General features: G+C 44.9%; 18 protein-coding genes. 2 read left to right on the forward strand and 16 right to left on the reverse strand.

Going from position 1 to position 23,729, the window contains the following annotated elements; all coding sequences use genetic code 11:
* Nucleotides 1-57: 57 nt before the first annotated feature.
* The 15 genes from ACTQ50_RS14135 to ACTQ50_RS14205 form a co-directional block, all read right to left on the reverse strand.
* Nucleotides 58-1,359: an MGH1-like glycoside hydrolase domain-containing protein gene (locus tag ACTQ50_RS14135; RefSeq protein ID WP_441484726.1), complete on the reverse strand. Its 1,302-nt coding sequence runs from the start codon at nt 1,357-1,359 to the stop codon at nt 58-60.
* Nucleotides 1,360-1,363: 4 nt separating this feature from the next.
* Nucleotides 1,364-2,191 carry a carbohydrate ABC transporter permease gene (locus tag ACTQ50_RS14140; RefSeq protein ID WP_441484727.1) on the reverse strand — a complete coding sequence of 276 codons (828 nt, stop codon included), beginning with the start codon at nt 2,189-2,191 and terminating at the stop codon, nt 1,364-1,366.
* A gap of 14 nt (nt 2,192-2,205) precedes the next feature.
* Nucleotides 2,206-3,084: a carbohydrate ABC transporter permease gene (locus tag ACTQ50_RS14145; RefSeq protein WP_441484728.1), complete on the reverse strand. Its 879-nt coding sequence runs from the start codon at nt 3,082-3,084 to the stop codon at nt 2,206-2,208.
* A gap of 128 nt (nt 3,085-3,212) precedes the next feature.
* Nucleotides 3,213-4,517: an ABC transporter substrate-binding protein gene (locus ACTQ50_RS14150; protein WP_441484729.1), complete on the reverse strand. Its 1,305-nt coding sequence runs from the start codon at nt 4,515-4,517 to the stop codon at nt 3,213-3,215.
* A gap of 293 nt (nt 4,518-4,810) precedes the next feature.
* Nucleotides 4,811-5,884 (reverse strand): response regulator transcription factor, encoded by a 1,074-nt coding sequence (locus ACTQ50_RS14155; protein WP_441484730.1) that lies wholly within the window; start codon nt 5,882-5,884, stop codon nt 4,811-4,813.
* Between the two features lie 34 nt (nt 5,885-5,918).
* Nucleotides 5,919-7,652: a sensor histidine kinase gene (locus tag ACTQ50_RS14160; protein ID WP_441484731.1), complete on the reverse strand. Its 1,734-nt coding sequence runs from the start codon at nt 7,650-7,652 to the stop codon at nt 5,919-5,921.
* A gap of 33 nt (nt 7,653-7,685) precedes the next feature.
* Nucleotides 7,686-10,331 carry a family 78 glycoside hydrolase catalytic domain gene (locus tag ACTQ50_RS14165; protein WP_441484732.1) on the reverse strand — a complete coding sequence of 882 codons (2,646 nt, stop codon included), beginning with the start codon at nt 10,329-10,331 and terminating at the stop codon, nt 7,686-7,688.
* A gap of 160 nt (nt 10,332-10,491) precedes the next feature.
* On the reverse strand, nt 10,492-11,292 hold the full coding sequence (locus ACTQ50_RS14170; protein ID WP_441484733.1) for a 3-keto-5-aminohexanoate cleavage protein: 801 nt from the start codon (nt 11,290-11,292) through the stop codon (nt 10,492-10,494).
* A gap of 15 nt (nt 11,293-11,307) precedes the next feature.
* Entirely contained in the window at nt 11,308-12,783 is a 1,476-nt protein-coding gene (locus ACTQ50_RS14175) for a four-carbon acid sugar kinase family protein (protein ID WP_441484734.1), read from the reverse strand.
* A 135-nt stretch (nt 12,784-12,918) separates the two neighbouring features.
* A complete protein-coding gene (locus ACTQ50_RS14180) occupies nt 12,919-14,880 on the reverse strand; it encodes a glycoside hydrolase family 127 protein (RefSeq protein ID WP_441484735.1) in 1,962 nt (653 codons plus the stop codon).
* Nucleotides 14,881-14,898: 18 nt separating this feature from the next.
* Nucleotides 14,899-15,564: an aspartate/glutamate racemase family protein gene (locus ACTQ50_RS14185; protein WP_226821297.1), complete on the reverse strand. Its 666-nt coding sequence runs from the start codon at nt 15,562-15,564 to the stop codon at nt 14,899-14,901.
* A gap of 448 nt (nt 15,565-16,012) precedes the next feature.
* The gene (locus tag ACTQ50_RS14190) at nt 16,013-17,488 is read right to left on the reverse strand and encodes an FGGY-family carbohydrate kinase (protein ID WP_441484736.1); all 1,476 of its coding nucleotides are present in this window, start codon (nt 17,486-17,488) and stop codon (nt 16,013-16,015) included.
* A gap of 159 nt (nt 17,489-17,647) precedes the next feature.
* The gene (locus ACTQ50_RS14195; RefSeq protein ID WP_226821293.1) at nt 17,648-18,580 is read right to left on the reverse strand and encodes a transketolase family protein; all 933 of its coding nucleotides are present in this window, start codon (nt 18,578-18,580) and stop codon (nt 17,648-17,650) included.
* The gene (locus tag ACTQ50_RS14200; protein ID WP_226821291.1) at nt 18,573-19,406 is read right to left on the reverse strand and encodes a transketolase; all 834 of its coding nucleotides are present in this window, start codon (nt 19,404-19,406) and stop codon (nt 18,573-18,575) included. The genes ACTQ50_RS14195 and ACTQ50_RS14200 overlap by 8 nt, the downstream gene beginning before the upstream one ends.
* Before the next feature lie 2 nt (nt 19,407-19,408).
* Complete coding sequence (locus ACTQ50_RS14205; protein ID WP_441484737.1) at nt 19,409-20,809, reverse strand: L-fucose/L-arabinose isomerase family protein; 1,401 nt, start codon at nt 20,807-20,809, stop codon at nt 19,409-19,411.
* A 491-nt stretch (nt 20,810-21,300) separates the two neighbouring features.
* On the opposite strand from ACTQ50_RS14205, the gene ACTQ50_RS14210 reads away from it, so the two are divergent.
* Both ACTQ50_RS14210 and ACTQ50_RS14215 read left to right on the forward strand, forming a co-directional pair.
* Nucleotides 21,301-22,308, forward strand: a complete 1,008-nt coding sequence (locus ACTQ50_RS14210; RefSeq protein WP_441484738.1) for a LacI family DNA-binding transcriptional regulator — start codon at nt 21,301-21,303, stop codon at nt 22,306-22,308.
* A 254-nt stretch (nt 22,309-22,562) separates the two neighbouring features.
* On the forward strand, nt 22,563-23,264 hold the full coding sequence (locus ACTQ50_RS14215; RefSeq protein WP_441484739.1) for a LytTR family transcriptional regulator DNA-binding domain-containing protein: 702 nt from the start codon (nt 22,563-22,565) through the stop codon (nt 23,262-23,264).
* Nucleotides 23,265-23,410: 146 nt separating this feature from the next.
* Here the strand turns inward: ACTQ50_RS14215 and ACTQ50_RS14220 are convergent, their stop codons facing one another.
* The gene (locus ACTQ50_RS14220; protein WP_441484740.1) at nt 23,411-23,617 is read right to left on the reverse strand and encodes a response regulator; all 207 of its coding nucleotides are present in this window, start codon (nt 23,615-23,617) and stop codon (nt 23,411-23,413) included.
* Nucleotides 23,618-23,729 lie beyond the last annotated feature (112 nt).

The raw sequence follows: 23,729 nt of genomic DNA on the forward strand, positions 1-23,729 counted from the left end.
CTGCAATCCTTTTCCTATATTTACTTACCTCACAGCAGAAAAACCTTATTCTAATGATTACTTTTCTGCCTGTTTTTCCAGCAGCTCCGGCAGGCACATTGGCTTCTTGCCTTCCAGTTCGTCTGCCATATTCAGTGCCAGTACATTCCAGTTGATGAAGCCGCCGTTCATAACCGGCTCTCCATTAAATGGGTTGTAGTATTCGTGAAGGCTGCCTGTTTTCTCCAGGTCATCTCCCAGAAGGCGCATGGTACGCTTGTACATAATTTCCGCCTCCATGCGGTATCCGTAGTTCAAAAGGCCGCGGAATACCACATAGTTTGCAACCAGCCAGATCGGGCCAAGCCAGTTGGACGGATTATTGGTAACAGACAGGTCAAACATTTTTTCATCCTTTGAAAGCGTGGTCAGACCAAAGTCGGAGCCAAAGGTATCAGGATCAAAAATATGCTTCACCATATCTGCAGCCTGCTCTTTCGTAGCAATTCCTGCATACATAGGAATAAAACCGGACCATACACGAACCTTGATCGGCAGTGTTTTCCAGAAAACACCAAGTCCCTGATGGAACCAGTCATATTTTCTGGTCTTGATGTCCACATCAACAGAATAGAAGAAGTGGTCACGCTTATCCCAGCACTCCTGCTGGATCGCGGTAATCAGTGCTTCACGTTTATCAAGAAGCTTCTTTGCCTCTTCCTCTTTGCCAAACTGTCTGTATAATTTGGCACCAGCTTCCAGCTCTACACACATGAAGCTGTTCAGATAAATATTAGCAGTGGAGAATGGCGGACGGCCAAAGGTAGCCGGATCATTGTCCATACCGATCATAATATCATCCTGCCATACATACAGTCCGCTGTTTTCGTGGAAATAATAGTGATCATAGCAGTCAAAATACTTCGCCACGCCGGGAAGAAACTCCTCGGTCCAGGCGTAATCGCCAGTATAATCACTGATCAGGCACATCTGGCTGCAAAGGAAAGGCTTATGCATATTCATGATCTTGCCTTCCTTATGCCTCATGTTCAGATAAGGCTCCGGCCAGTCTGCCACCTCGATCATCATAGGGATATAGCCATCCTCCAGCTGATGATCAAAGAAATTGCGGATATTTCCCTGTGCATGCTCTATAATTCTCGGCTTCACAGACGGATCCTCATAAGAATCCGCCAGATTCAGGAAGCCATATACGGACCAGTAGGTATCCCAGTCCCATACATTTCCATCATAAATAGAGCCTGGATCAATAAACGGATAACGGATAAAGCTTCGCGGATTCTTAAGCACATCCTCCGTGTGAGACATTACAAATTTTTTCAGATTCTGTCTGTATTGCTCTGTCCTTTTATCTTCCATAATATCAACCCTTTACAGCTCCGGCTGTCATACCTTCCATCAGTTTCTTATTCAGTGCCATGTACAGGATCAGAAGCGGGAATACACTCATGGATACAGAAGCGAAGATTGCGCCCCAGTTCTTGGATCCGAACTCATCAGAGAAGTACAGAAGTCCTGTCTGAACAGTCTTCAGTGCAGAATCGCTGATGAATGTCATGGAAAACAGAAGGTCGTTCCATTTGAAGAAGAACTGAAGAACCAATACGGTTACAATAGAGTTCTTCATCAGTGGTGTTACAATGTGCCACATCAGCCTGTAAATACCACAGCCATCGATAACGGCTGCCTCCATAATGTCATCCGGGAAGGAACGAAGATATCCCTGAACCAGATAAATGGACAGCGACAAACCAAATGCTATGTACGTAATGATCAGACATGTTCTGGTATTTAACATGTTTGATCTGCTGTAAATCTGGAACAGCGGGATCAAAGCAATTGCTACCGGAATCATGATACCGAAACGGAAATACTGTGCAACTGCATTTCTATATTTCCATTTCATTTTTGTTACAGCAAAACCAACAGTTACTGAGAAAAATACAATAAATACAAGTGCCACTAATGTAGTGATCAAACTGTTCTTAAAGAAAGTGGACATATGTCCTCTTGTCCATGCATCAGAGTAGTTCTGGAAATAGAAACCATCATTTAATGCATAAGCTGGTTTTTCACTCCACTCAGCCTGTTTCTTGAAGGATGCGGTAAGCATCCAGAATAATGGGTAAATCTCAATTATGCAAAGAAGGAAAATTACAATTCCCCGAATAACTGCTTTTACTTTTTTCATAATATTTCCTCCTTTCAGTCTTTTACATCAAATTTATTGATAACAAGAGAGCCCACAACACAGATCAGGAAAATTACAATAGCGATAACACTGGCATAACCTACCTTGTTATAGGTAAATGCAACATCATACATATACATGGAAAGTGATTTTGTTGCACTTCCAGGGCCACCCTTGGTAAGAGCCATAGCAGACTCGAACATCTTTACAGTTCCGGAGAAGCTGAATACAAGGCTGGTGATCACCATTGGACGAAGAAGCGGAAGAAGGATGTTTTTGAATAACTGCCATCCACCGCAGCCGTCGATTCTGGCAGCTTCCAAGATATCATCAGAGATATCAAGAAGTGCACCATAAAAAATTACAGAATAGAAGCCCATGGCAACCCAGATATCCATTACGCACAATGCCCAGAGAGCTGTGCTGGACTGGCCGATCCATGGCTGAACAAGGTTCGTGAAACCAAGAGAGTCAAGCAATGAGTTTAACAGACCATAATTTGGCTGGATCTCATAGATTTTTGCAAACAGCTGGCCTACTGCAACTGTAGGAAGTACTACCGGGAAGAAAACCAGAGTTCTTACGATGGTTTTGCATCTTCTCAGCCAGAATTTAAACATCAGGGAAAGTAAAAGTCCCATTCCAACCTGACCAACGGTTACTACCAATACATATTTACAGTTTACTGTTAATGCATTCAAAAAGTTCTTGTCCTTAAAAAGTCTTGCATAGTTGTCAAGACCTGCAAATTCCCACTGAAGTCCCGGGCTGCCGCTGAAGAATGAGTAGTACAATGACCAGACAACCGGTACCATTACAATAATGGTGTAAATAATCAGTGCCGGAACTACGAAAAGGGATATCGCTTTCTTATTACCTAATACCTTGTTCATAAAATTCCTTCCTTTCTGTATCAAAAACCATTAAAATTTTGAATTTTTTCAACAAAAACGGGAGTGTCTGATGGCAAACACTCCCATTTGAATAATCACTTCAAAGCTTATATTGCCAAAGCTATTACTTACTGCATGTCATATACATCCTGGATGGACTGCATATATTCTTCGCCAGTCATTTCGCCGTTTAACAGAGGCTGTACATTTTCCTGAGCTGTCTTGGAGATTTCGCTAGGCATTTTTGCTTCCCACCATGCAAATCCTTCTGTGGATTTGTCGATCTCGTCAAGAACAAGCTTGGTGTAGTTATCCATATCATCTGCTGCAACATCATATGTGTAACCTTTAACAGTTCCCTGCTCTTCCATAGCTACGTTTCCAACGTTCTCCATGAAGTATTTCAGGAACCATCCGGTAGCTTCATCATATTTGTCATTGTCAAGTGCAAGGATGTTACCACAGTTCATAGAGTAAGAAGTAGCGGAGCTGATGGACTCATCTGCAACCGGGATGTTGAAGAATCCGATTCCATCCTCGCCTGCCGGGTTCTGGGAATCATCTGTCAGGTTCTGTGTAAACCAGGAACCATTGTAGAAGATAGCTGCTTTACCACTCATCAGCATGGAACCTGCTGTGTTCATATCAACTGTTGTGATACCTTCTCCGAAGTATCCTTTCTCTGCCCACTCTGCAAGCTTATCAGCTGCTGCAACCAGTTTCTCATCTGTGTAAGGAACTTCGCCGTCAGCTGCTTTTGTCATGATGTCGTTTCCTGCGGTTCTTACTGCGTATGCATTGATCAGACGGGTTGCACCCCATTTGTCAGATCCGCCGGTTGTAAGAGGCTGGATACCTGCATCGGAAAGTTTCTGAAGAACCTCTTCAAACTCATCCCATGTTGTAGGAACTTCGCATCCTGCCTGCTCGAACAGAGCTTTGTTGTACCAGAAGCCTTCTACGTTCAGTCCAAGAGGAAGATCATAGAGATCATCTGTTCCGGATAATCCTTTCAGAAGCTCAACAGCACCGCTGTTTAAATAATCTGCTGTTCCGATCTCGTCAACGGCTTCTGTAATATTTTTAACCTTTCCGGAATCGATGAGAACGCTGAGCGGAGCACCTGCTTCGTAAGCGAACAGATCCGGAAGATCATTGGATGCAGCCAGTGTAGCAATTTTCTGCTGAAGGTTGTCAGAAGCAACCATCTCATATTCCCATGTGAAATTCGGGTTTACATTTTTCTGATAATCTTCGCAGATTTTGTTTAACAGCATACCATTGTCATTATCTTCTGCCCAGATGGTAAGGATTTTGATGTTTTTCTCAAGCTGCGGATCCTCTCCTGAGTAATCTGCTGCAAATGTAGGAACTGCAAACATTGTACTTGCGGTTAATGCTGCCATTAAAATAGCTAATGCTCTCTTTTTCATTATAAATTCCTCCAGAATTTTCAAAATTATTGAATTTTGTTATGAGTTACTCTTGATAGCCATTTACTTTTCGGTCACGTTTAATTTGTTTCTTTGTATCCCCGGGAAATATCTTATGGTTATATAATACCATTGTTCTGTTTTTTTACCAGTGCCTAATTTTTTTGGTAATGTACAGTTTTTTTAGACTGTTTTTTATAAAAAATTCTACTTGTCCAGGCATTCAATTGTGCCAAATATACAGAATGCACATATTCAGCAATTCGAATATGTGCATTTTTTACATCTTGTTTTTAACTTTCTGCTTTCCACACGTTTCCCTTGTACTCATTGGGAGTCATGCCCTCGTGCTTTTTAAAGATATCGCAGAAATATCTGTAATTATTATAACCCACCATTTCACTGACTTCATTAACCTTATATCCATCCTGCAGCAGCTTCTTCGCCTTTTTAATGCGAAGGTCCGTCAGATATTTCACATAAGATGTACCAACCTCTGTTTTGAAAAGAACACTTAAGTACGCCGTGCTCATTCCGGCTCTGTCTGCAAGCTCACTCAGCCCGATATCCTGATCATAATGCTCGTCCAGATAAGTAAGAAGCTCCAGGATAACTCTGTGTTTGCTTCCGGTCTGGTCTGCAGTCAGATGCTTGCTGATATCAGACAGAACGCTTTCCCCATAGGCCTGTACTTCTTCTATGCTCTGACATTTTGCCATCTCCTGAAAAGAGACAAGTGACCCCCGTTCCACCTGCTTCTGACTTTCGATCAGCACATCGCTGAGCACGCAGAGATGCTTGTAGAATTCCCTGCGAAAATCCTGCAGCTCCGGGTAAAGTTCCTGCAGGCATCTGATTGCCTGCCGGCATTCTTCCCGAAATGCTGCAGCATCACAGTTTGTAATACATTTTACACTGCTCTCAAAAATTCTTTCCAATTCCTGGAATTTCTCACGATTGGCCTGAGCCTTACGATTGTCTTCATGGCGGGTCTTCGCCCATTCATCTTCAATTCTGGTAAGGGCATTTTTCAGTTTATCTGCTGTAACCGGCTTATCAATATAGTCTTTTACGCCAAGGGTAAGTGCCCTCTGCGCATATACAAATTCAGAATAGCCGCTGATCACAATAAAATATGTATCCGGACATTCTTCCTTCGCTGCCTCGATCACAGACAGACCATCCAGCCCCGGAATTCGGATATCCGTAATTACTACATCCGGTTTCTCACTCCGGATCACTTCCAGTCCCTGGATTCCATCATAAGCAGCTCCCACTACCTCATAATCCAGCTTCAGGCGGGAAATTAAAGCCTTAATTCCCTGCACAACTATATATTCATCATCAATTACCACTAAGCGATACATGAAAATCCTCCTTGTATCTGCATTTCCCTATCCCTTATCTTACCGGAACCACAATCGTTACCTTCGTTCCATTGCCTGGACTGCTTTCAAATGTTACGCCGTATTTTTCCCCGTAATTCAACTTTATACGCTCTATTACATTGCGCACTCCATAACCGTTCTCCAGTCTGGACATATCGTCAATTCCCACACCATCATCTTCAATAGTGAAAATCATATTATTCTGCTCCTGCCAGCCGCGAAGGGAAATCTTTCCTTTTCCAATCTTCGGCTCCAGGCCGTGATACATGGCATTTTCAATAAATGGCTGAAAAATAAAGGTAATCGTTTCACGCTGAAGAATTTCCCTGCTGATATCCACGAACAGTTCAAAACGATTATTATAGCGCATATTCTGAAGCTTCATATAGCCCTGCATCCATTTTACAGAATCCGCAACTTTAATATATTTGCTTCCATTATTCAGCGCCAGCTTAAAGTTATCAGAAAGTGCCTCTACCATTTCTGCCATCTGGTCATCCCCATGCATGATTGCAACAAAGTACAGAGAATCCAGTGTATTATAAAGAAAATGGGGATTGATCTGGGACTGAAGCAAAAGCAGCTCTGCTTCCCGTTCATTCAGCTTCACCGCCATAAGATGCTCGGAAAGCTCCAGGTTCGTATTGACCATTTCCTTGAATTTCTGTCCGATCCGGCCAACCTCACTGTAGTCAAACTCTTCTGTAATATGACGCTCTCCCTTCCCAACCTGTGCAATGGTATTTTCCAGCTGCTTCAGGGGATGGCTGATGGTTCTGGAAATGATTCGTGCCATGAGAAAACCCACTACAAGAACACAACCGGCTACCAGAAACGAAGTCAGACGGATATTTTTGCTCTCTTCACTGATCTCATTTTTCTCCACTACGTTTACGATATGCCAGCCTGTAGTAGAATTGGTGACAGAAGAAAACAGATACAGATGGTTCTCTCCAGGATTAGAATAGGATTGCATAACTGCACTCTCCTTTTCCTCATTTCCCACAAAATAAACCAGCTGATCATCCTCATCTACAACCATAAAATTACTGGAATCAAAGCTTTCATTGCCCATGACAAAGGATTTTCCCAACAGCTTCTGGCTCAGTCCGACCACCATATAGCCCATTCCCTGTCCATCAGAGGGATTGATCATATATTTCGCATAAGAAAATCCTATCTTTGTTCCTGCTTTTAAAACACTTTCACGGAAAAAAATTTCCTTTCCCCGCGCGGCCTTTGCCTGTTTCACCCAGCTTTCTTCCAGAATATCCTTATCACTATAATAATTATAGAAATCATAAGTACCCTGGTTCACATTGTTCAGCTGATACACATGACCATAAAGATCCGTAAATACTATATAATTCACCCACACCTGCTGACTAGCCATTTCATTTGCAATCACACGAAGCTTCACACGGTCTGTGGATGTAAACTTGTTTCCTCCGTATTCATTGCCTTTTTCCAGAATCTGCTGAAGAGCTTCATCATTCAGAAAATTTCGGCCTACGTCTACAATGTTCTTCAGATTCATATCCATAACGCGGCTGGAATTCTTCAGCGTAGACTGATAAGATGTCCTGTAATTCTGTTCAATAGCATCAACAGAGGTTTTGTATACAATATTCATCAAAACGCCCACACCCAAAAGGGTGATAAGAAACATGGATAAAAAAATCTGATTCTGAATACTCAGCTGTCTCCACGCTTTCTGTATTCCTGAAGGTTCCTTTTTCTTTTCCATATTCTCATCACCCTTTCGCATTCTGCGTTATGATTACTGTTCAAATGCGATATGGTATGTACCGCTTCCCGCTTCGGCAGCCATATAGTCTGCTTCCCTGGTAAATGTCAGTCCATCGCTTTCCAGAACAGCTTTCGCCTGATCCAGACGGATCTCTGCTGTTGTATTCACCGGAACCTGAACAGTTAAAGTAATCTGTTTCCCCTGGACTTCCCATTTTACACCAACATCACCATAAATGCTATGATATTTTCCGGCAGTGTACTTCAGATTTCCACCAATACGCGGATAGAGTATCGCATGTTTAAAGCCCGGATGTTCCGGATCAGCTTCAATTCCGGCCATTGCACGGTACATCCACTCACCAATAGCACCATAAGCATAATGGTTGAAGGAGTTCATATCTGCACTCCACATGCTTCCGTCATCCTTCATTCCATCCCAGTGCTCCCAGATCGTGGTGGCACCTTTTTTCACCTGATACAGCCAGGATGGGAAGTCTTCCTTCAGAAGCAGGTCATAGGCTTCCTTCAGAGCGTGGTTCTGGCTTAGTGCATGACAGAAATACGGAGTTCCCACAAATCCGGTAACCAGATGTCCGTTTTCTTTGTCCAGAAGGCGCTTCAGACCTTCTACGGTTTTTGTGATATATTTCTCAGGAGTCAGCTGGAAATACAGTGCCACAATATGTGCGGTCTGTGTCTGTGCTGTCATATTTCCTTCTGCATCGAAGAAGGTCTCCTGGAATTTCTTTACGATCTTATGATAAAGCTTCTCATACTCTGCTGCCACATTCTCTTTTCCAAGGGCTTTCGCCATCTGGACAAAAAGTCCGGTAGAGTATGCATAATAGGCAGTACAGGTCAGATCATTTGGTGTTGCACCGAAATAGCTGCCCTCCTCTGCATCAAGAGCAACCCAGTCTCCAAACTGCAGCTTGTAGTTCCAGATATAATCAACAGCATGGGCACGCATGAAGTCAATCCATCCCTTCATACTGTTGTACTGTTTTTTCAGAATATCTTTATCACCATACATCAGATACATGGTCCATGGATTGATGATGGCTGCATCAGCCCAGGCTGCTGCAGAGTGAGGTCCCTGGCGGAGAAGCCAGTTTCCATCTGTACGGCCTTCCTCAATGTTCGGAACAACATGCGGTACACCGCCCTCTGGTGTCTGATCAACCTCCAGATCATGGAGCCATTTCTTATAGAAAGTATATGTATTCATCAGATAAGTGGCTGTACGGCAGAAGATCTGCGCATCGCCAGTCCATCCCAGACGCTCATCGCGCTGCGGGCAGTCTGTAGGTACATCAAGGAAATTACTCTTCAGTCCCCACAGGAAATTGTGATGCAGCTGGTTCAGCAGCGGATTGGAACACTCCAGACTTCCGTTTGAAGCCATGTTGGAATGAAGGGTACAAGCTGTGAAATTCTCAGCTTTCGGCTCGCCTGGATAGGAAACAATCAGCGCATACTGAAATCCCATGTAAGTGAAGGTCGGATGCCAGGTAACTGTCTCTTCCCTTGCAAAAGTATATTTCATTGTTGCTTTGGCTGCACGAAGATTGTCCAGATATACATTTCCATCTTTATCCAGAACTTCGAAGCAGTGAAGCTCGATCACGTCTCCCGGCTTACCAGTGGCAGTTACTTCAATGCGGCCTGCCATATTCTGGGCAAAATCAACTACCCTGTCTCCTGCCGGTGTTTTGAAAATACGTTTTGCAGGAATACGATCCATTACACGAACCTTTGCAGCGTACTGCGCGCGCATAACCTGTGTATCAAAGAATACAAGCTGAACCGGCTTCCAGTCGCCTTTTGTAGTTTCTGCCTTTGACCAGTCCGGAATCTCAAGGGCTGCATCATAAGTCTCACCATCATAGATTTCTGCAAATACTACCGGTGAATCGCAGCCTTTCCAGGATGGATCCGTATAAACAGATTCTGTTGTTCCATCGGTGTAGCGAATCAGAAGTTCCATGGTGAAAGCAGTCTGGTCGCCATAGTTGTTGCGGGCTTTTGTCAGGCCCATAACGCCTTTGTACCAGCCTGGAGCCAGCATTGCCCCGGCGCCATTGATGCCTTTCTGAAGATATCCGGTTACATCGTAGGTCTGATAGAGAAGGTGTCTTCTATAGGAAGTCCAGCCTGGTGTCATCTCATCCTCGCCAACTTTTCTGCCATTCAGATAGAACTGGTACAGGCCAAGGGCTGTCGTGAAGGCATAGGCCTCTTTTACTTCTTTTTTGATCTCAAAGGTACCTCTTACATAGGTTCCTTTGGAAACGCTTTTATAGGAATCGTCTGTTTCAGCAGATACAAAAGGTGCTTTCCATGCAGGTGCGCCTTCCTCCCACTCTCCATTTTCCCCTGCAAGGGCAGTTACGAAGGAAGCAGTATCGCTCCAGACAGTTTCTTCCTCGCCGTCACTGGCTTTTGCGCGGACAAAATAACGTTTGCCGCTCTCCAGTGAAGCACCTTCTGCATAAACATGTGCAGATTCCTCAGACTCTATTTTTCCGCTGTTATAGATCAGATCTGTAAAATCAGCGTCTTTTGCAATCTGAAGTTCGTAGGATTTCTGTTTTACATTTTTCTTATCGCTTACAAGCTCCCAGGCAAACTGGGGCATATGGGAAACACCAACCGGGGCTGTTTCGTAATCCATATATATTTTCTTGATTGCCAACATTTGTTTTAACCCATCCTTTCTGACATATATTTCTTTAGTATATCGTAACTGTTCAGTACCTTCATGGTCACACACTTCGCAGAATAACATCTACTGAATAATTACAATCCAACACTTTATATTTTTAAATCGTATTTTAGCGTTTTCTCAGATTCAACATCTGTCTTGCCTCATCCGGAGTCGCTGGCTCCAGACCCATAGCGCGGATCAGATTTACCAGTTTCTCAACCACCTGCCAGTTGTACTCGGCCTCTACACCTTCTGCCAGATAGTGGCTGTCTTCAAAACCAACACGTACTACCGTTGCTCCCATAGCAATTGCAGCAGCCAGAAATGTCCAGTTATCACGTCCAAAGTGTGTAACGCCCCAAAGTGCATCAGATGGAACAAAGGAACGGAAAGCTGCCAGCATCTCCGGAGTAGGCTGCATGCCGCCTTTGTGACCAAATACCAGATTAAACAGCATTGGGTCCGCAAATGGCTGCTCAGATTTTACCACTGCCATGTTATGTAACATTCCAATATCAAAAACTTCTGTTTCCGGAAGGATTCCTCTCTTATAAACAGCGTCTGCGCAGTAGCGGATATCATCAAAAGAATTAATATAAACTGCTTCGCCAAGGTTTGTACTTCCGCCATTGAGAGATGCGCTCTCTACCTTGGGATAGTCAAGCGGATTGCAGCGGTCCTGGATATTCATATCCGAAACACCGCCTGTAGACGCCTGAACTACCACATCTGTCCGTTTCAGAATCTCGTCAAAACACTCAGACATATAAGAAATGTCAGGTGTAAGGCTTCCGTCTGGTTTACGGCAGTGAAGGTGACACATAGCAGCACCAAGTTTTACGCTTTTCTCTACATCCTCTGCAAGCTTTACTGCATCCACACTGGTTCCTGCCTGTACAGGTGCCAGAGATATAATTACTTTTTTCATTATGTAAACCTCCAATCAGATCAATTCCTCTACAATTTCCTTCAACGTACTTACTTCACCCACATTTCCCGGAAAAATAATGTATGGCATTCCAGGGAATTTGCTTTCTTCTCCTGTCATCCATACCGGGATCCCTTTCTTCACCTGTCCCATAACACGGGCTTTCTTTACGCGAAGAGCTTTGGTTCCTACGTCAGATGAAGTGATTCCGCCTTTTGCAATGATGAATTTCGGCTTCACAGAAAGCTTTCCGATAATACTGGTCACTGCATTGGAAATTTTTACAGAAATATGCAGTTTCTCCTCCGGAGTCATATTCTCCGGTGCAAGAAGCTGTCTGCTTGTATAAATTACAACGGTTCTTCCAGACAGGATTTTCTCCTCTGCTGCTTTCACCGTTCTTTCAACCTCTTTCTCCAGACCATTTTCTTCAAATACAGCATTTACCTGAAATTCCATAAAATCGGCCTGGCCATCCAGTTCTTTCAGACAGTTTAGCTGGTCTGTAGTCTTCTTCACATGGGAGCCGATCAGGACGATTCCTCCGTTCTTCGTGTCACCCTCCAGCTGCTCTCTTCCAAGAAGGGGCTTGTCAGAAATCCTTCCCATAACCTTGGTAAAAGCTGCTGCTGTTCTTGCCATGTAATGCCTGCCTTCTTTCATTGCAAGCACCAGGGCTGCACAGAAAACCTTCAGATCAGCATAAGATACTGCATTGACGATAATTTTCGCCATATTCTGTGCGGACATCAGCTTCGCCTTGATTCCCTGCACATCCAGTGCATTGAGTTCTTCCAGGGAAATGGTAATAGAGTCCTCTTTATGGTACTTTCCTTCTGTTTTTTCCTCGACGTATTCAGTAAGATCTGAGGTTTTGTAGCCGAAGGTTTTGTCCTTGGCAAATTCTGTCATACCGGCTGGAACCAGATTATCCTGCTCTTTTACATAGTGGATGTTGTCCATTGTGTAGCGGCCGCCTTCTGGAAAAAACGGGCAGATGATCTCGCCGTCAACAGCTGTGCTCCCTGCAGAAGCTCCATTGTCAGCTGCCATTTTCTCTGATTCTCCTGCATTCCCGTCCGCCAGTCCATCCGCCAGGAGCTGTGTTTCCAGCGGATAATGACCTCTTAAAGTGGAATCTCCACGGGAAATGATCATGAAATCCTGCCCCAGCTCCCCTGCCACCTTTGCCACACGTGCGGCAATATCCTGGTGTACCTTTGTAGTCTCCTCCACAGAAAAACTGCGGGAATTGGTGAGGATAAAAAACATGGATTCTTTCTCCTCAAAGCCCTTGCGGATGGATTCTTCTTCCCAGTCTGTGTAAACAGACACATCATGAACGGTCTGTACACCTGTGGGATCGTCATCCAACACTACCAGTTTTTTATGAAAACCTTCCATTGCCTGGGAAAGAAGGGCTTCTGCTTTGGCGGCGTCTGTTTTGCTTCTCTCCTCGACGGTATGAAAAGGAATTACTTTACATTCCATAATTTCTATAACTCTCCATTCTATTCGTTCAAAGTATAATTAGAAATTGAGCGGCATTTACCATTCCGCCGCTTCCGGATTCTGCTCGGCACTGCCTTTTTTCGTTCATAGCGCAGGTTATGATAACTCAATTTATTATACAGTATATGCGATTGGGAACCAGATCCTCATTTCGCCGTAGTCACGGTTATCCCATGCATAATACGGGATCAGACGTACATGCTTTCTGCTCATACCGTGATATTTCAGCGGCTGATACAGGACACTTCTGTCAAATTCAGAGCGGTCGATGGTGTACTCTTCCGTCTCCAGGGCAGTCATCTTTCTTCCCTGGATCTCGAAATCTACAGGAGTAAATTCCGCATTCAGATCCAGATAAATATCATCCAGATCAGCGGCCTGTGTATCCACGCTCTCGCAGCAGTATACCAGCGGTCCGCGCTCAATCGCAGCCTGGCCTACCGTCTCTTCTACCATGTTGTTGGCAACTGTATACCGGATCTCCATATCCAGAACCAGCTGTACATCCATGTTCTGCGGATCCTCAACCAGAATATCCAGATAAGTTCCTGCATCCTCTTTCGTCAGTTCACGGTCTGCACCAGCGCCCTTAATGGAACCGCCAGCTGCCCATCCCGGAATACGAAGTCTTAAATGAACCGGAGCATTTACTTTCACATCCTTTGTTGTGAAACGGATTGTTCCGTCAAAAGGATAATCCGTGGACTGAACCAATGTAAACTCTCCGCCATTTTCCAGCTTCACCTGCGCTTCACTTGCACCATACATACCAGTCCATACACTGTTATCAGAGGTAAGATATGCGTACTCGCTGGACTGTGCAATGGTTCTTGCCAGGTTTGGCGGACAGCAGTAGCTGAGAATATATTCGCTTCTGGTAAGCGGCCAGATCAGCTTATAATCAAGCTTTTTGGCACGTCTTAACATATTTTCATAGAAAAACCTTTTACCATCCAGGCTAAGCGCTGCCAGATTGGTATTCAGCATCATACGCTCAAGAATATCAAAATACTCTGCCTTCGGCTCAAGCTGGAACATACGGTATGCCCAGAAAACACCGCCCAAAGACGCGCAGGTCTCATTGTAAGCTGTGATATTCGGGAGCTGATATTCATAACCATAAGCCTGATGTACAAGCTGATGGTCAAAGAAATATCCATAAGGGGACGCACCATTATACAATGCTCCACATCCGCCGGTAATATAAAGCTTTTTATCCACAAGGCTTCTCCATACTTTGTGGAGAACCTCCATATAATCCGGATCCTGCTCTTCCAGGCAAAGATCCGCAACACCTGCATAGAGATAATTTGCCCGCACTGCATGTCCCAGGATCTTCTCATGCTTTTTCAGCGGGATCTTGTCCTGGTTATCGTCCATGCCGTCTTTTACACTGTCACGAAGGGCAACGGCCTGCTTCGCCAGCCTCAGATAGCGCTCTTCCCCAGTGGTACGGTACATTTCCACCAATCCCATGTAATGAGAGGGGCAAACAGCAGTCTGGACTTCTCCGGTGCGCTCTGCCTCTTCGTAAAGATGCTCCAGATAATCTGCTGTTCTGGCTGCAATTGCCAGGAAATTGTCCTTTCCGGTAATTCTCTTGTGCACACATGCTGCGGTAAACATGTGACCAAAGTTATAAACCTCAAAATCGTTGATATCGCCCATTCTGAAAACGCCGTTCTGGCTTCTCTCTCCAATGATCTGTTTGGTGGAAAGGTAACCATCCGGCTGCTGTGCTCTTCCGATCAGGGCTATGTAATCCTCGATTTCATCTTTCAACTGCTGGTTACCGGTCTGATAAGCCGTATAAATGGCAGACTCCATCCATTTATAAAAATCTCCGTCCCCAAAAACGGTTCCATCAAAATCTCCATCTGCATCGCCAGCACAAATCTTAAAATTCTCTACCACATGGCTGATGTCTTTGCTGTCAAACATGTGCTTCAGCTGAGGCACGGTGCTGTTCGCACAGGTATCAAAACGTTCCTTCCAAAGACCGCCGGTCCATTTTACGTTCATTCCGTCCAGGGCATGAACCTTCGCGTATGGGGATCTGGTTGTATCTGTAAGCATTGTTATTCTCCTTTATTATTATAATCCCTTAGCCTTCAATGCAGCTGCCAGTGCCTGTGCTCCAAAACGTGGGCTGGAAAGAACTGGTTTGCCGGTTTTCTCGTGGATTGCGTCCTCTGCATAAGCCATTGAGCCCTGTGCCAGAAGAATCACATCTACCTGATCTGCAATCTCAGCCGCTTTTCCGCAAAGAAGTGCCTTAAATTTATCCTGGTCTGCGCCAAAGGCATCTACCAGACCATCCACCAGCTCTACATGGCTGTTCATCTCTCTTGCCACACGGGAAACGGTATTCTTAGTAGGCTCCAGTGTAGTCGGCAATGTGGCCAAAACACCCACTCTCTTTCCAAGACGGGCAGCCTCACGGCACATCTCCTCATCAATACGGACAATCGGAATACCGGTATAACGGCCAATATCCTGAGCAGCATCTGCAACCTCGCCAACAGAAGAGCAGCAGTTCAAAACCGCATCTGCGCCGTCAGAAACAGCCTGCATATACATTCCTACAAGACGGGCTGCTGCGCCTGCCGTTACATATCCATGTTCTCTTACTTCTGCCAGAATGGACGGATCCTGATAATTCAGGATCTCTGGTGCATCTCCTAAATTCTTTCTGATCTCCTCATTCACGCACTCGATCAGCTCCGGTGTGGTACTTGTGTAAACAATTCCTAATTTCATTTCCCTGTTCTCCTTCTCTTAACTAATCTAAACTATTGCAAAGTCCCTGGCTTCTGCCAGCCCACAGCCTTTACTGCCCTCAAACAAAAACCTGGCAGTCAGCCTCCAGCTCTGCATTTTCACTTGTGAATTCTGCCCTACTAAAATGCCAAAACCCACTCCGTCTTTCTATAATCTATACAAAAATTTTACGATTACAAAGCATCCACCGTCAAGTCCAATTTCTTTATTTAGTGTCACATTTATTTAGCGCTACCATCCTTTCACTTTTTTCTCCCTCTAAATAAATATTTCAACATTCACATAGTTTCATCCAGCACACAGACTGGGAGCAGCGTTGTGTTTCGGACAGTTAGTCAAAAAACGGGATTTTGCTCACAAAATCCCGTTTTTTGACGTTGTTCGAAACACACCGTACCTCCCGGTCGTCCGCCTTGATCATTTTCTTTTATTTATTTGTGATCACGGAAGCTACCGCCTTCTTCCATCCTGTATACTTCTTCTCCCGTACTTCTCTATCCATGTCCGGTTTATAGGACACACGATTTAATTTTCCAAAAATGTGTTTGTCCCAAACGCCTAGTCTCAGTCCAGCTGCATAAGCCGGTCCAATAGCGGAAAGCTCCTCAGAATCCGGAACCAGAACTCCTGCATCTGCAATATTGCTCTGGAACTGCATCAGATAGTCGTTTCGGGTCGGACCGCCATCTACGCGAAGCTCCTTCACCGGAACACCAGCGTCCTCAGACATGGCCTGCACAACATCTGTAATCTGATAAGCGATACACTCAAGTGCAGCACGAACAAACTCAGCCTTGCGGGTAGTACGGCTCATGCCAACTACGGAAGCTCTCGCCTCGCTGTCCCAGTATGGAGCACCCAGTCCACTGAACGCCGGAACCAGATACAGACCATCATTCTGGATTGCTGCCTTTGCAAGATCACCAGTCTCTCCAGGAGATGCAATAATCTGCAGATCGTCCTTCAGCCAGGTAATAACCGCACCTGTATAGTTCAGGTTACCCTCAAGCACATAATTTACCTTGCCATCAATTTTCCATGCCAGGGAAGTTACGACTCCATGAGTACTGAGAATCGGCTTCTCCCCAATATTCATCATAATGGAAGAACCAGTTCCATAGGTAGATTTGATCATACCAGGCTGCAGACATCCCTGTCCGAAAAGAGAACCATGGGAATCGCCCAGCACACCATGAATGGGGATCTTATGAGGAAGAAGTCCCTCGAAATCCGTTTCTCCAAAGCAGGCATCAGAATCTGTAACCTCAGCCATATTCGCCGGGTCAATGCCAAATAAGCCGCAGATCTCCTCATCCCATTTCAGGTCAAAAATATTGAAAAGCTGTGTTCTGGAAGCATTGGAATAATCGGTTCTGTACTCCTTGCCCCCTGTCAGCCTGTAAACCAGCCAGCTGTCAATAGTGCCATGGCAGATTTCATGACGGTCAGCTGCCGCTTTTGCACCCTCTTCATTTTCCAGAAGCCATGCGATCTTGGAAGCCGGGAAATATGGGGATAGATTCATTCCGGTTTTCTTGCGGATCATCTCTGCTGCGCCAGCCTTTTCCACACGGGCACAGATATCAACTGCACGCGCACACTGCCATACAACTGCATTTCCATAAGGCTTGCCAGTCACCCTGTTCCATGCAAGGGAAGTTTCCCGCTGATTGCTGATACCAAGACCAACTACACACTCTTTCTCAACCCCCTCCAGAAGCTCTTTCACAACCTCCAGAACATTGCTGTAAATTTCCTCCGGATCATGGGAAACCCAGCCCTTTTCGTTAATGATCTGCTTGTGAGGGCGGTCTGTACGGCGCATAATGCTTCCTGTCTCATCAAAAAGAAGCGCCTTAGTACCTTGGGTACTCTGATCAATACTAATAATATATTTTGCCATTTTTACTATCCTCTTAAATTCACTTTCTAAAAAAAATAAGCGAGCCTGACCAGATACTGCCCAGAAGCACGCCCGATCGGACAGCACTTCTAAGCAGCATCCTGGTTCTGCATTTTTGCAGTCTGTCAGTCACGCTTAAATTTGTTTCTTATTTAATTTTTATTTCAGAGCTTCAACAGCCTTCTTTGCAATACCCTCAGCATTTAATCCATAGTAATCAAATACTTCCTGGGAGGTACCTGTGATAACCGGAGCATCCGGAAGAGCCATGTTCAGCACTTTTCTCGGGCACTGGGCGCCAACAACCTGCGCTACCATAGAGCCAAGTCCTCCAAATGGAGCGTGCTCTTCAACCGTGATAACAGCCTTTGCATTCTGGGCAGCCTTTACAACGCCCTCAGCATCAAGAGGTTTCACGCAGTACATATCCAGTACAGTTGCGGAAATGCCCTGTGTCTCCAGTAATTTGGCAGCCTCGTAAGCCGGGCGTACCATCTCGCCGCAGGCGATGATTGCTACATCTGTTCCCTCTTTCAGAACAGTTGCTTTGTCCATTTCAAATGGGCAGTTATCTTCTGTATAAATATCCTCAACCGGGTTTCTTCCTACACGGATGTAAGCCGGTTTCTCATCTTTTAACAGTGCCTCGATCAGATGCTTTGTCTGGTGACGGTCGCTTGGAAGGTAAACTCTCATGTTCGGGATAGCAGACATAGCTGCGATATCCTGTGCAGAATGATGGCTCATTCCAAGTGCGCCGTAGCTTACACCACCGCTGATACCGATCAGGGTAACATTTGTATTGGAGTATGCAACGTCGATCTTAGCCTGCTCGTAGCTTCTTGTGGATAAGAAGCAGGCCGGTGAGCATGCGAACGGCTTCTTGCCGCATTTTGCAAGACCTGCGGAAATACTTACCAGGTTCTGCTCTGCGATACCGGTCTCAACGAACTGCTCTGGGAAATTATCTGCAAATGGTGTCATGGAAGCAGATCCTCTGGAGTCACTGCAAAGCACCATAATATCTTTATCTTCTTTTGCCTTATCCATCAATACTTCACAGATGGCCTGTCTGTTTGGAATCTTATTCATGAAGAGCGGCCTCCTTTCTTGCTGCAAAATCCGCGATGATCTGATCATATTCTTCCTGTGTCGGAACTTTGTGATGCCAGTTTGCCTTATTCTCCATTACGGAAGATCCGCAGCCTTTTACAGTGTTGGCGATTACAGCGGTTGGTTTGCCTTTTACAGTTTTTGCTTCTTCAAAAGCAGCATTTAACTGGTCAATGTCGTTTCCATCTTTTACATCAATTACATGCCATCCGAAGGAACGGATACGCTCACTCAGGTCGTCATGTCCCATAACGTCCTCTGTGTTTCCGGAAATCTGAAGGCGGTTACGGTCAACAACTGCGCAAAGGTTGTCCAGCTTGTACTGATGTCCAGCCATAAAGCCTTCCCATACGGAGCCCTCTGCCAGCTCGCCGTCACCCATTACAGTGTAAACGCGGTAGTCTCTGTTGTCCTTTTTACCAGCAAGAGCCATACCTACGCAAACCGGAAGCCCATGTCCAAGGGAACCGGAGTTCATCTCGATTCCAGGAAGCTTGTTGTTCGGATGTCCGATATATTTGGAACCGAATTTGGAAAAATGAGCCTTAATATCATCCAGATCCAGGAAGCCTTTTGCTGCAAGTACAGCGTAATAAGCCTCTACAGAATGACCTTTGCTGAGTACGAAACGGTCACGGTCCGGGTCGTCCAGATTCTCCGGAGAAATGTTCATCTGGCAGAAGTACAGGCTGATCAGAGTATCGATCACGCTCATATCACCGCCGATATGTCCGCCCTTTCCGGCAACGATAATGTCTACAGTATCTTTTCTTAAGTCAAAGGATTTTGCCTTTAAATTTTCCATTCTCATTCACCTCTTAAATATGCTTTCACATCTTCTTCAATAGGATCATATAAATCAGGAGTGATTCCCATGTATTTGCATGCCTCGTAAAGTACCGGAACTACGTCTTTGTGGATACCTACGCAGTGATGGATGTATGGTCCCTCTACGATCTTGGCTTCCAGACGTTTGATGTTCTCCACCTCAACCCAGAGGTAGGTTCCCATACCCTTCGGGCCATCAACACCTTTTGCCTTTCCAAGAAGCATGGAGTATTCTCCGTTGTCGCCGTCGAAACGTGCCAGAGTTACTTCGCCGTGTTTTGCCTCAGCTGTAATGCTTCCCGGATGGCTGAATGCCAGCGGATAAGTAAGCTTCGGAGTCTCTCTTGCAACAGAGATCGGCCATGGTCCACAGTGCTGAAGAAGCTCGCCGTTCTCAATGTCAGGATGGCGGATAGTCCAGTCTGCGAAGAAGCTTCTTGTGTCATCAAGTGCTGCTGCCTCAACAAGAAGAGCGGTAATTGCACCGTGAATATCGGTCTCACATACAACCGGAATTCCCTCTTCATTGAGAAGTGCGTTTGCTGCACATGGCATAATTCCAATCTCGCTCTGCAGCTGGTTCCAGCACTGGATTGCAGCTGCCTGGCATCCGTATTTCTCAATCAGGTTCTTCATGGCAACTTTCAGGGCTGCTACATTCTCAAGTTCATTATCTTTAATGCAGATTTCCATGTTCTGGCGGCAGTATTCTACAACCTTTGCAACCTCTGTTCCTTCTGCTTTTGCTTTCTTCATCTCATCTGTCAGCTCTGGCATTGGGATTGGTGTCAGCTGGATGTTGAATTTCTCAAGAAGCTCACCTTCGTTGCACATAGTTGACCAGAATTCGTATGGTCTTGTGGAAATCTGAAGGATTCTCATGTTACGGAAGGTTTTTACTACATTACAGACAGCCATGAAATCACGAAGGCCACGCTCAAATACCGGGTCATTCAGTCTGCAGTTTGTCATGTATGTAAATGGTACACGGAATCTTCTGAGAACTTTACCTGTTGCAAAAAGTCCGCACTGTGTATCACGAAGACGAACGCCGTTCTCGTCTGGTCTCTCATCAAGAGGTCCCCACAGAAGAACTGGTACGTTTAATTCTTTTGCAAGTCTTGCGCACTCGAACTCAGTTCCGAAGTTGCAGTGTGGAAGGAAAAGTCCGTCAATTTTCTCTTTTTTGAATTTCTCTGCGATCTTGATGCGGCCTGCCTCATCATAAAGAAGTCCCTCATCATTTACATCTGTGATGTCTACAAAATCAATTCCTAACTCTCTTAATCTGTCTGCAGTAAGTCCACGATACTTAACTGCGTCTGGTGCACTGAAAATGCTTCGTCTGGTTGGCGCGTAGCCGATTTTGATGTTTGCCATTGCTTGCATTCCTCCTTGATTTTATTTATTTACTTTTGCGTTTTTCTTAGCTGTAAATTTCTTTTTATTTCTTGCTTTCTGCGATATCCCAGGACCTGTTTGAAAATCATTCCCGCAATCTGTGCTGTCTCTGTTCATCCCATGAACCGAAGCCCAGCGCGACTCCACTGTAACATCTGAAACCGCATTGCGTTTATAATTGTCATACAATTCAATGTCTTTTTCGATATCGTATTTGCTTTTCTTTATGGCTCTAGTATATGTCTCTTTCAGCTTTATTCCAATAAAAAATAAAGTGTTTTCAACTTTATTTCCACTTTATTTTTTGCAAATATATTGTTTATTTTTCAATTAAGAAGTACAATATATACAACAGGAAAAACTTTGGCCCCTAAAATATAAACAGTTTCCACAGAAAATAATTTTACTTCTAAAAACAGGCAAAACTTTATCACTATACTTTACAAATATCACTCCGGGAGGTGCCGCAAATGTCCATTACAGCTAAAGAACTGGCCGGAAAACTGAATCTTTCCCAGACTGCCGTCTCCATGGCTCTGAACAATAAGCCAGGCGTCAGCACAGAAACGCGCCGCATGGTAGTCGAAGCAGCAGAAAAATACGGCTACGATTTTACCAAGCTTTCCCTAAAGAAAAATAAAGCAGGAAGCATCTATGCGGTAAGCTACCGTTCCCACAATGCCATCATGTCCTACTCTCCTATTTTTGATGCCATGGTAGAGGGTATGGAATCTGTGGTACAGAAAGACAATTACAAACTGAAAGTGATCACATTCTACGAAAAAAGAGATAACCTGGAGCATTATCTGGAAGATTTAAGAACAACCGACTGTGTGGGAATTATTCTGTTTGGTACCGAAATGCGGGAAGAGATGGTGCGTCCTTTCCTGAAGCTGCCTTTCCCGGTAGAGATTCTGGACGCCTATTTTGAAAACCTGGACTGCAATTATGTGGTTCCCAACAACCGCCAGGGGGCTTACCTTGCCACTGATTATCTGATCAGCCGGAGAATGAAACAGCCTGGTTATCTCCAGTCCGCGTACCCTCTCCGGAACTTTTCCGAACGTCTGGAGGGCTTTTATCATGCAGTCCACGCCAACGGAATGTCCCGTTCCCGCTGCATCATCCACCAGCTTTCCCCCACCATTGACGGAGCTATGGCCGATATGCTGGCTGTGATCGACAGTGGAGATGCACTGGCAGACTGCTATTTTGCAGACAATGATCTGATCGCCATTGGAACCATCAAGGCGCTGCGGCTGCGGGGATATAAGGTACCGGAGCAGGTAGCCGTGGTGGGATTTGACAATGTTTCAGAGGGACGGATCATTGATCCTGCCCTTACCACCATCAGCGTTCCCAGACATTATATGGGCCAGGTGGCAGCCCGGGAGCTGCTTTCCCAGATTGAGGAACCAAGACAGCATACCTGTAAGATTGAGGTTTCCGCCAACCTGGTAAAAAGATTTTCCGTGTAAAACATCCATCAGGATCATTTAGAAGTGATTTTCGTTATATTTCCCGTCTTTTTCTTCATGTGTACTGACAAAACTATACGGTTATGGTATATTTACTATGAAAGTCCCGGGCGGCAGCTGTGGGAGCGCCATAGGCGCGGAGCAGCTGACTTTCATATATCATGATGTCGCCCACAGGCGACATGTCCTTTTATAGAGAAAAATTGCAGTTACTTTTCTTTTTCAGGTGACAGCGGATCGGGAGGAATATTTATATGGATGAGAAAATCCTGAAATTTTTTAAGAAACATAAAATCCATATAAATGATATTAAATATCTGCTCAGACAGGATAATAAGACTTGTATTCACATGACAGACGACCGGGTGATCAGGACCTTTATCACAGTTAAGGATTTGTATGAAATCCTTATGCCTTACGATTATCTTTGCATAAATAAGGGAACTGTAGTCGCAAGACAGCAGATTGACTATATCGAGAACTGTACCTATCACATGCTGGACGGTGTCTGTCTGGAGGGACGTAAACGTGGTGCTGCCAGCCATAAGCTTCTGAACAGGTCTTTACATCAGGATTTTTCCAAGGTAACCTCTACCAATATCCGGACACGTTTTTCTGTCCTGAACGATATGCCCCTTGCTTTTTGCGTGATCGAGCTGATTTTTAATGAAGATGGAACCGGTATTGACTTTGTTTTCCGGTGTTGTAATAAAGAAATGCTTGCCCTGGAAGAGCTGAAATCAGAAGAGATCCTGGATCAGTCTTTTTATCAGGTGTTCCCCAAAGGGGAGAAAAAACTGCTGGCCGCTTATACAGACGTGGCAGTAAACGGCGGCAGCCGTCGGCTTAAAACCTACAGTGCCAAGCTTCACCGGGAGCTTGCCATCCGATGCTTCCAGCCTTTGGAAAATTTCTGTGCATGTGTTTTGATCCCGGCAGATGAAATGCCGGAATAAAGGTATTATTTTGCCCGTTATTGCGGCAGTCGCCCAGGTCTCGTGCAGGCACGGACTTTGGCTTGTTGCCCGCGTAAATTAAAAATTCCGGACAGCAGCCATAAACTTATTTCTCACAGCTGCTGCCCGGATTTTTTATTAAATTTCTATTCCAATTCACTTCTCAGCCGCCTCATGGTCTTCTCCAAAACAGCCATATCAATGGGTTTGGAAATATGTGCATTCATGCCAGCGGCAAAGCTGTTCTTCACGTCATCCACAAAAGCGTTTGCCGTCATTGCAATGATCGGAATACTTTCTCCCAGCTTGTTCCTGCCAGTACGGATGCGCTGGGTGGCCTCATATCCATTCATCGTAACCGCCAAATAATAATGCGGTCAGATATAAAATTACCCCAGCCCTTTGCGAGTTGGAGTAATTCACTATAATTCACATGCGATTTTTGATAGATTGGAGTTTTTCACT

The organism is Blautia sp. Sow4_E7, from assembly GCF_052116245.1.
Lineage (GTDB): Bacteria > Bacillota > Clostridia > Lachnospirales > Lachnospiraceae > Blautia_A.

Coding starts and splice junctions, on each gene's coding strand:
- ACTQ50_RS14135 (WP_441484726.1), bottom strand. CDS start 1,359: ATGGAAGATAAAAGGACAGAGCAATACAGACAGAATCTGAAAAAATTT.
- ACTQ50_RS14140 (WP_441484727.1), bottom strand. CDS start 2,191: ATGAAAAAAGTAAAAGCAGTTATTCGGGGAATTGTAATTTTCCTTCTT.
- ACTQ50_RS14145 (WP_441484728.1), bottom strand. CDS start 3,084: ATGAACAAGGTATTAGGTAATAAGAAAGCGATATCCCTTTTCGTAGTT.
- ACTQ50_RS14150 (WP_441484729.1), bottom strand. CDS start 4,517: ATGAAAAAGAGAGCATTAGCTATTTTAATGGCAGCATTAACCGCAAGT.
- ACTQ50_RS14155 (WP_441484730.1), bottom strand. CDS start 5,884: ATGTATCGCTTAGTGGTAATTGATGATGAATATATAGTTGTGCAGGGA.
- ACTQ50_RS14160 (WP_441484731.1), bottom strand. CDS start 7,652: ATGGAAAAGAAAAAGGAACCTTCAGGAATACAGAAAGCGTGGAGACAG.
- ACTQ50_RS14165 (WP_441484732.1), bottom strand. CDS start 10,331: ATGGATTACGAAACAGCCCCGGTTGGTGTTTCCCATATGCCCCAGTTT.
- ACTQ50_RS14170 (WP_441484733.1), bottom strand. CDS start 11,292: ATGAAAAAAGTAATTATATCTCTGGCACCTGTACAGGCAGGAACCAGT.
- ACTQ50_RS14175 (WP_441484734.1), bottom strand. CDS start 12,783: ATGGAATGTAAAGTAATTCCTTTTCATACCGTCGAGGAGAGAAGCAAA.
- ACTQ50_RS14180 (WP_441484735.1), bottom strand. CDS start 14,880: ATGCTTACAGATACAACCAGATCCCCATACGCGAAGGTTCATGCCCTG.
- ACTQ50_RS14185 (WP_226821297.1), bottom strand. CDS start 15,564: ATGAAATTAGGAATTGTTTACACAAGTACCACACCGGAGCTGATCGAG.
- ACTQ50_RS14190 (WP_441484736.1), bottom strand. CDS start 17,488: ATGGCAAAATATATTATTAGTATTGATCAGAGTACCCAAGGTACTAAG.
- ACTQ50_RS14195 (WP_226821293.1), bottom strand. CDS start 18,580: ATGAATAAGATTCCAAACAGACAGGCCATCTGTGAAGTATTGATGGAT.
- ACTQ50_RS14200 (WP_226821291.1), bottom strand. CDS start 19,406: ATGGAAAATTTAAAGGCAAAATCCTTTGACTTAAGAAAAGATACTGTA.
- ACTQ50_RS14205 (WP_441484737.1), bottom strand. CDS start 20,809: ATGGCAAACATCAAAATCGGCTACGCGCCAACCAGACGAAGCATTTTC.
- ACTQ50_RS14210 (WP_441484738.1), top strand. CDS start 21,301: ATGTCCATTACAGCTAAAGAACTGGCCGGAAAACTGAATCTTTCCCAG.
- ACTQ50_RS14215 (WP_441484739.1), top strand. CDS start 22,563: ATGGATGAGAAAATCCTGAAATTTTTTAAGAAACATAAAATCCATATA.
- ACTQ50_RS14220 (WP_441484740.1), bottom strand. CDS start 23,617: ATGAATGGATATGAGGCCACCCAGCGCATCCGTACTGGCAGGAACAAG.